We start from the raw sequence: 6325 nt of genomic DNA, 5'->3' as shown, positions 1-6325 counted from the left end.
CCGAGGAGGCCGAGGCGCTGGCCGCCCGGCTGGCGGCCCACCAGGGCGTCGACCCGGTGGTGCTGTTCGCGCTGGCCGCCCAGGCCCTCGCCGAGCACCTGCCCGAGGTCGGCCAGCTCACCATCACGCCCGACCTGGTCAGCCAGGCGCTCGCCCGGCTGGGCAGCTGATGGCGCTCACACCGCGCGTGGTGATCGTGCACCGGCGCACCGAGTACGACGAGCTGGTGGCCAGGCACGGCACCCGCCAGCAGGCCGCCTACTACCTCAGGAGCCGCGGCCGCGACCTCGGGGAGGTGCTCGCCCCGCACGAGGCCGTGGGACGGGCGCTGCGCGAGGTCGGGACGGCCGTCCCGGTGGAGTGGCGGCGGGGGAACGTCGAGCGCGGCGACCTCGACCGCTTCCTTTTCGCCCCCGACGACCTGGTCGTCGCGGTCGGCCAGGACGGCCTGGTCGCCAACGTCGCCAAGTACCTGGACGGCCAGCCCGTGATCGGGATCAACCCCGATCCGGCCCGCAACCCCGGTGTCCTGGTCCCGCACGCCGCCGGAGGGGCCGCCGCGCTCCTCCAGGCGGCGGCGCGCGGCGGCGTGGACTGCGAGGAGCGGGTCATGGTGACGGCCACCGCCGACGACGGCCGCTCCCTGACCGCGCTCAACGAGATCTACTTCGGCAGCCCCACCCACCAGTCGGCCCGCTACCGGCTGGAGTCCCCGGTCACCGAGCGCCAGTCGTCCTCGGGCGTCCTGGTCGGGACGGGCACCGGCGCGACCGGCTGGTGCCGCTCGGCCTGGCTGGAGCGCCGCAGCGGCCTCGACCTGCCCGGCCCCACCGAGCGGCGCCTCACCTGGTTCGTCCGCGAGGCCTGGCCCTCGCCGGCCACCGGCGCCACCAGCACCGAGGGCGTCCTGACCCCCGGCACCCCCCTGACGCTCACCTGCGAGACCGACGGCCTCGTCGCCTTCGGGGACGGCGTGGAGTCCGACCGCCTCACCCTGTCCTGGGGTCAGCGCCTGACCGTCGACCTCGCCGCCCGCTCCCTCCGCCTGGTCCGTCCCTAGGCGCGGAGCAGGAGGTGGGGCAGGATCAGGGTGTCGACGAGGTGCTCGGCGACGGCCGGATCGGGGGCGGGGTCGCGGATCATCGCCCGGTAGGTCATGAGAGCCGGGAGGACCGAGAAGACGAGCCGCGGATCGGCGTCCGGGCGCATCTCGCCGCGGAGCATCGCCCGGCCGAAGATCTTCCTGGCGATCTCGGTGCGCGGGAGCACGATCCGCTCGCGGAAGACCTGGTTCAGCTCCTCGTCCAGCGGCAGCCGCGACATGAGGGCGACGAGCAGATCGCCGTGCAGGGCGAACTCGGTCGCCATGTGGATCGTCACCTCGAGCAGCTCCAGCCGCAGCCCGCGATCGCCGGGATCCTCGGGATTGACCAGGATGCCGTGCGCCAGCGCGTCGACCAGCAGATCCGCCGGACGCGGCCAGCGGCAGCGCAGCTCGTCCTCGCGCGCCCCGCTCAGCTCCGCGACGTGCTCATGGGTGAAGCGGGGGAACGCCTGGTCCCTGAAGACGCGCAGCGCCGCCGCGTAGATCTCCCCGGCCCCCGGATCCGAGAGTGTGGTTTCCGTCAGCGACATTCCACCGCCTTCCGATCAGCCCCCGTACGACATGGTGATGTGACTCACACGCTCTGAACGCGATGCACAGTGTCGCAGGAGGTTGCCGGAAAGTCAGCTTTCTGTGGAGATTGTTAACTTTTCAACTTCTCATCCTGGACGTCCAGGGGCGGCGCGGCCCCGGGCCCGTCTCCGGTGGGCCGCCCTGACCAGCCGGAACGTGCAGTACATCAGGAACAGCATGAAGATCAGCCCGAGGACCGGGGCGATGATCGCGACCACACTGAGTCCCAGGGAGAAGAAGTCCTCGGCGGTCGACAGGACGGGGGCGGCCGTGCCGAGGGTCCCGGCGTTGGCGACGGGCCGGACGGTCACCTTGGTCGTGTGCACCGCCAGGGCCGTGCCGATGCCCAGCACCCAGCCGATCCACGGCTGCTCGGCCAGCAGCGTCGTCCCCGTCCCCACGGCGGCGTCCAGGTCCCCCGCCGCGGTGCTGGCGACCATGACCGCACCGCCCGCCGCGGGACGGATCAAAGTCATGACCAGGTCGTTGGCGCTGTCGATCACGGGGACCTTGTCGAGCACGAACTCGGCCGCGCACAGCACGGCGACGATCGTCAGGGCCCAGCCGCCCGACATCCACGCGAACTGTGAGGGCAGCTCGACCAGATCGCTGTAGCGGGCCAGCAGGCCGACCACGAGGATCGGGATGTAGGCGTTCAGGCCCGCCGCCGAGGCCAGGCCGAGTCCCGTCAGGAATGCGAACATCTCTCTCCCGTGCCGTCCTTCTTCTCGAGCCGGATGATTCCCGGCTTGGAGCCATGAGAAAGCCGGATGGTTCCCTCCTTGAGCCCATGAGAACCTGGGTAGGTCTTTCCGGGGGGCTGAGATGGGGATCTTGACGAGGATCGGGCCGCGGGGTGCTCTGGCGATCGGGATGATCGCCGCCATCGTGGTCGTGACGGTGCCGCTGCTGGCCTCCGGCGGTGTGCGCTGCAGGACCTTCGACGTCGACTGCCCGCGGACCGCCTCGGCCGTCCCGGAGCCGGGGCGGACCCGGATCCGGCTGACCGCGGAGGAGGCGGCCGTCCAGGGCTCCTACGCGGCCCTCGGCGACTCCTACTCCTCCGGCGAGGGCGCCTACGTGCTGGCCGCCGACCTTGATCCCCGCAACCGCTGTCACCGCACGTCCCAGTCCTACGTCCACACCGTCGAGCGGACCTTCGTCTTCCCCGGCGGCACCCGGTTCTGGGCCTGCTCCGGAGCGCGGGTCGAGCACCTGCTGAAGGGCAAGGCGGGCGAGCCGCCGCAGATCGACCGGGCCGACGCGGGCACGAGCCTGGTCACCCTCAGCATCGGCGGCAACGACCTGGGCTTCACCCGGGTGCTGGCCGGCTGCATCGTCCGGCTGCCGTGGTCGCCCTCCTGCGAGCACCAGGACGTCGAGCTGGCGGCCAGGAAGCCCGCGCTGCGCGTCGCGCTGACGGGAGTGGTCGCCCGGCTGGTGGAGAGGGCGCCGAAGGCCAGGATCATCCTGCTCGGCTACCCGCGCCTGTTCGCCGAGGAGCGCGGAGAGTCCCTCGACAACCTCAGCATCACCGACCAGCGCTGGCTCAACAGCAAGGGCAGCGAGCTGAACGAGCTGATCAGGGAGGTCGCCCAGCGCGCCGACGAGGGGATCGTCGCGGCCGGCGGCGCGGGCAGCGTCGAGTTCATCGACCTGTACAGCGCGTTCACCGGCCACGAGGTCGGCAGCGGGGTGCCGTTCGTCAACGGCCTCGACGTCGACCTCAAGGCCCTCAAGGTCGAGATCAGGAGCTACCACCCGACGGCCGTGGGCTACGCGGCTCTGGCGGAGAACGTCGTCCGCCAGATCCGCAGGGGCCCCGACCGCGACCTCAACCAGTGGAAGTAGCCGGGGTTCGAAACCGGTCCTAGCCGGCGCCGGTGATCGCGGTCAGCCGGTCGACGGCGTCGGCGAACTCCTCGACCATGTCGTAGACGACCTGCTTGGCGGGCTTCACGGTCCGCATGAGGCCGACGCACTGCCCGACGAAGTAGTTGACCAGCTCCGCCGCGCCGGGATTGCCGTTCTCCGCGGCCTTGGACAGGTGCCGCATCGCCCCCTCGGCGACGATCATCTGCAGCGGCATCGGGAGCGCGCCGGGGCTGCCGGGCCCCTCCCACTCCTCGGTCCACGCCGAGACGAGCTGCCGGGCGGGCTTGCCGGTCCGTGACCTGGACCGGATCGTGTCGGTCGCCGAGGCCTCCAGGAGCTTGCGCTTGACGGTCGGCAGCGTCTCGGCCTCCTCGGTGGTCAGCCACACCGACCCGCACCACACCCCGGACGCCCCGAGCGTCAGGGCGGCCGCGATCTGCCGTCCGGTGGCGATCCCGCCCGCCGCCAGCACGGGCACCGGCGCGACCGCGTCGACGACCTCGGGCACCAGCACCATCGTGGAGATCTCGCCGGTGTGCCCGCCGGCCTCGCCGCCCTGCGCGACGATGAGGTCGACGCCCGCGGCGACCTGGCGCCGCGCGTGCTCCACGGTCCCGACCAGCGCCGCCACCGGGACGCCCGCCGCCTTGGCCTTCTCGACCATCAGCGGCGGGGGAGTGCCCAGCGCGCTGGCGATCAGCCGGATCGGGTGGGACAGCGAGACGTCGATCAGCTCCACCGCCCCGGAGCCGGTCACCGACCGCGCCCCGCCGGCCGCGGCCTTCTCGGCGCCCGCGCCGCCGAAGTCCGGCACCGGGACCCCGTACTTCTCGAACAGGGCGAGCAGGAAGTCCCAGTGCTCCTTCGGGATCGCCGCGAGGGGGTTGCCGCCCCGCTCCGCCGATCCGTCGATCTTCGCGGGGACCAGGACGTCGACCCCGTAGGGCCGCCCGCCGACCTCCCGGTCGATCCACCGCAGCTCCTCCTCGAGCCGTTCCGGGGAGTAGGCCACCGCGCCGAGGACGCCGAAGCCGCCCGCGTTGGTGACGGCCGCGACGACGTCCCGGCAGTGGCTGAAGGCGAACAGGGGGAATTCGGCGCCGACCAGATCGCAGACCTCGGTTCTCATCCCCCGAAACTACCGAATGAGATTCGGTGTCAGCTAGAGGGGGCGGAAGACCAGATGGGGCTCGCCCGCCTCGGCGTGGACGAAGCCGGCACGGAGCGGCAGGTTCTCCCGCGGCCGGTCCACCTGGTCGAGCGCGGCGTGCAGCCAGGGTCCCTCGGCGAGCTCCACCAGGGCGATGTGGGCGGGCTCGCCGCCGTCCCTGCGGTGCACCTTCGACCAGGAGACGAGCAGCGCGCGGCCCTCGGCCTCGGCCCAGTCCAGGTCCTCGCCGCCGCACTCGGCGCACACCGTCGCGTCGGGAGCGTGCCAGTGCCGGCACTCCGCACAGCGCCGGATCATCAGGACGTCGCGCCGCGCCCCGTCGAAGAACGGGTCGGTGCGGCCGTCGCGCAGGATGGTCATGAGCCTTCCTTCCGGTGCGGGCTGAGGATCAGGGTGCTGTGGTGGTCGAGGAGCCCGCCGTTGCCGCTGACGAGCACGACGTCGTTGCGCGGCGCCTGCCGCTCCCCGCCCTGCCCGCGGGCCTGGATGACGGCCTCCGACAGGGGCGTCATGCCCCACATGTAGTAGCCGGACAGCTGGCCGCCGCCGGTGTTGGTCGGCAGCGACCCGCCCGGGCCGAGCGCCCCGGACGCCGCGAACGCCCCGCCCTCGCCCTTGGCGCAGAAGCCGTAGTCCTCGAGCGAGATGAGGGTCGTGAAGGTGTAGCAGTCGTACAGCTCGCAGACGTCCACGTCGGCGACGGTGACCCCGGCCATCTTCATCGCGGTCGGCCCGGAGACCGCGGCGCCGGTGCTCAGCCCGAACTCGCTGCCGCGCTCGCGCCGGTGCCCGGGGTGGCCCTGCCCCCAGCCGAGCACGTGGACGGCCGGCTGGGCGAGGTCGCCCGCGCGGTCGGAGCCGGTGACGATCACCGCGATCGCCCCGTTGGAGACCAGGCAGCAGTCGAGCAGGTGCAGCGGCTCGACGACCCAGCGCGAGGCCTGGTGGTCGTCGAGCGTGATCGGCTCGCGCATCTGGGCGAGGGGGTTCATGGTCGCCCACGCGCGCGTCGCCACAGCGATCGCGCCGAGCTGCTCGCTGGTCGTCCCGTAGCGGGCCATGTGCCGCTGGGTGGCGAGCGCGTAGTAGGCGTTGACGCTCCGGAACCCCAGGGAGGCGTTCATCCCGCCGTATCCGTAGTAGTCCCGCGACGACTTGTCGTAGGCCGATCCCGACGACTGCTTCGGCTTCAACGGGGCGTCGGCGAAGACGCAGGCCACGGTGGTGGCGGCGCCGCTCAGCACCGTCTGGGCCGCGTAGGCGACCATCGCCCCCGCGGTCGCCCCGTAGGAGTTCACCTGAGAAAGGAGACGAAGATCACGTAGTCCGAGGACGTCGGCGAGCTCGATGCCCGGAGAGCCCCCCATGCCATGGCTGACGAGCAGCCCGTCGAGATCTTCCAGGGCCAGTCCCGCGTCAGCGGCGGCCAGCCTGACGGCGTCAGCGGCCAGCCTGCGGGGACTCCGCCCGTAGACCTTTCCCAGCTCGGTCATGCCGAGCCCGGCGATGGCAGCACCCATCACTCACCTCCCGAATCGCGTTCTAATCTACCGAACCGAATTCGGAATGATCTCTTTGGGGGAGGGGTGGACACCTTCCGT

7 protein-coding genes are annotated in these 6325 nt (G+C 72.0%); 2 read left to right on the top strand and 5 right to left on the bottom strand.

Translation table 11 applies throughout. From position 1 onward, the window contains the following. Positions 1-169 precede the first annotated feature (169 nt). Entirely contained in the window at positions 170-1060 is an 891-nt protein-coding gene (locus tag ABD785_RS38490) for a diacylglycerol kinase catalytic domain-containing protein (protein WP_344838996.1), read from the top strand. Here the strand turns inward: ABD785_RS38490 and ABD785_RS38485 are convergent. Further along, positions 1057-1635, bottom strand: coding sequence for a TetR-like C-terminal domain-containing protein (locus ABD785_RS38485; protein WP_344838993.1), 579 nt, complete (start codon positions 1633-1635; stop codon positions 1057-1059). The two genes, ABD785_RS38490 and ABD785_RS38485, sit on opposite strands and share 4 nt — an antisense overlap. A 129-nt stretch (positions 1636-1764) precedes the next feature. Then, positions 1765-2382: a DUF4126 domain-containing protein gene (locus ABD785_RS38480; protein ID WP_344838991.1), complete on the bottom strand. Its 618-nt coding sequence runs from the start codon at positions 2380-2382 to the stop codon at positions 1765-1767. 121 nt (positions 2383-2503) lie between these two features. On the opposite strand from ABD785_RS38480, the gene ABD785_RS38475 reads away from it, so the two are divergent. Then, complete coding sequence (locus ABD785_RS38475) at positions 2504-3529, top strand: SGNH/GDSL hydrolase family protein (protein ID WP_344838988.1); 1026 nt, start codon at positions 2504-2506, stop codon at positions 3527-3529. A 19-nt stretch (positions 3530-3548) separates the two neighbouring features. Here ABD785_RS38475 and ABD785_RS38470 read toward each other — a convergent pair whose 3' ends face one another. The 3 genes from ABD785_RS38470 to ABD785_RS38460 are packed head-to-tail and all read right to left on the bottom strand — an operon-like array spanning position 3549 to position 6244. Beyond that, positions 3549-4682 (bottom strand): NAD(P)H-dependent flavin oxidoreductase, encoded by a 1134-nt coding sequence (locus ABD785_RS38470; RefSeq protein ID WP_344838986.1) that lies wholly within the window; start codon positions 4680-4682, stop codon positions 3549-3551. A gap of 33 nt (positions 4683-4715) precedes the next feature. After that, on the bottom strand, positions 4716-5084 hold the full coding sequence (locus ABD785_RS38465; protein WP_344838984.1) for a Zn-ribbon domain-containing OB-fold protein: 369 nt from the start codon (positions 5082-5084) through the stop codon (positions 4716-4718). After that, on the bottom strand, positions 5081-6244 hold the full coding sequence (locus ABD785_RS38460; protein WP_344838980.1) for a thiolase family protein: 1164 nt from the start codon (positions 6242-6244) through the stop codon (positions 5081-5083). The genes ABD785_RS38465 and ABD785_RS38460 overlap by 4 nt, the downstream gene beginning before the upstream one ends. Positions 6245-6325: the final 81 nt, after the last annotated feature.

This window comes from Actinocorallia longicatena (assembly GCF_039534125.1).
GTDB lineage: Bacteria > Actinomycetota > Actinomycetes > Streptosporangiales > Streptosporangiaceae > Actinocorallia > Actinocorallia longicatena.
Note: the sequence above shows the minus strand (reverse complement) of the source record. Positions and strands in the feature narration are given on the sequence as shown.

Excerpts from the sequence above, each read along its gene's own strand:
- ABD785_RS38490 (WP_344838996.1), top strand. The coding sequence starts at position 170 with ATGGCGCTCACACCGCGCGTGGTGATCGTGCACCGGCGCACCGAGTAC.
- ABD785_RS38485 (WP_344838993.1), bottom strand. The coding sequence starts at position 1,635 with ATGTCGCTGACGGAAACCACACTCTCGGATCCGGGGGCCGGGGAGATC.
- ABD785_RS38480 (WP_344838991.1), bottom strand. The coding sequence starts at position 2,382 with ATGTTCGCATTCCTGACGGGACTCGGCCTGGCCTCGGCGGCGGGCCTG.
- ABD785_RS38475 (WP_344838988.1), top strand. The coding sequence starts at position 2,504 with ATGGGGATCTTGACGAGGATCGGGCCGCGGGGTGCTCTGGCGATCGGG.
- ABD785_RS38470 (WP_344838986.1), bottom strand. The coding sequence starts at position 4,682 with ATGAGAACCGAGGTCTGCGATCTGGTCGGCGCCGAATTCCCCCTGTTC.
- ABD785_RS38465 (WP_344838984.1), bottom strand. The coding sequence starts at position 5,084 with ATGACCATCCTGCGCGACGGCCGCACCGACCCGTTCTTCGACGGGGCG.
- ABD785_RS38460 (WP_344838980.1), bottom strand. The coding sequence starts at position 6,244 with ATGGGTGCTGCCATCGCCGGGCTCGGCATGACCGAGCTGGGAAAGGTC.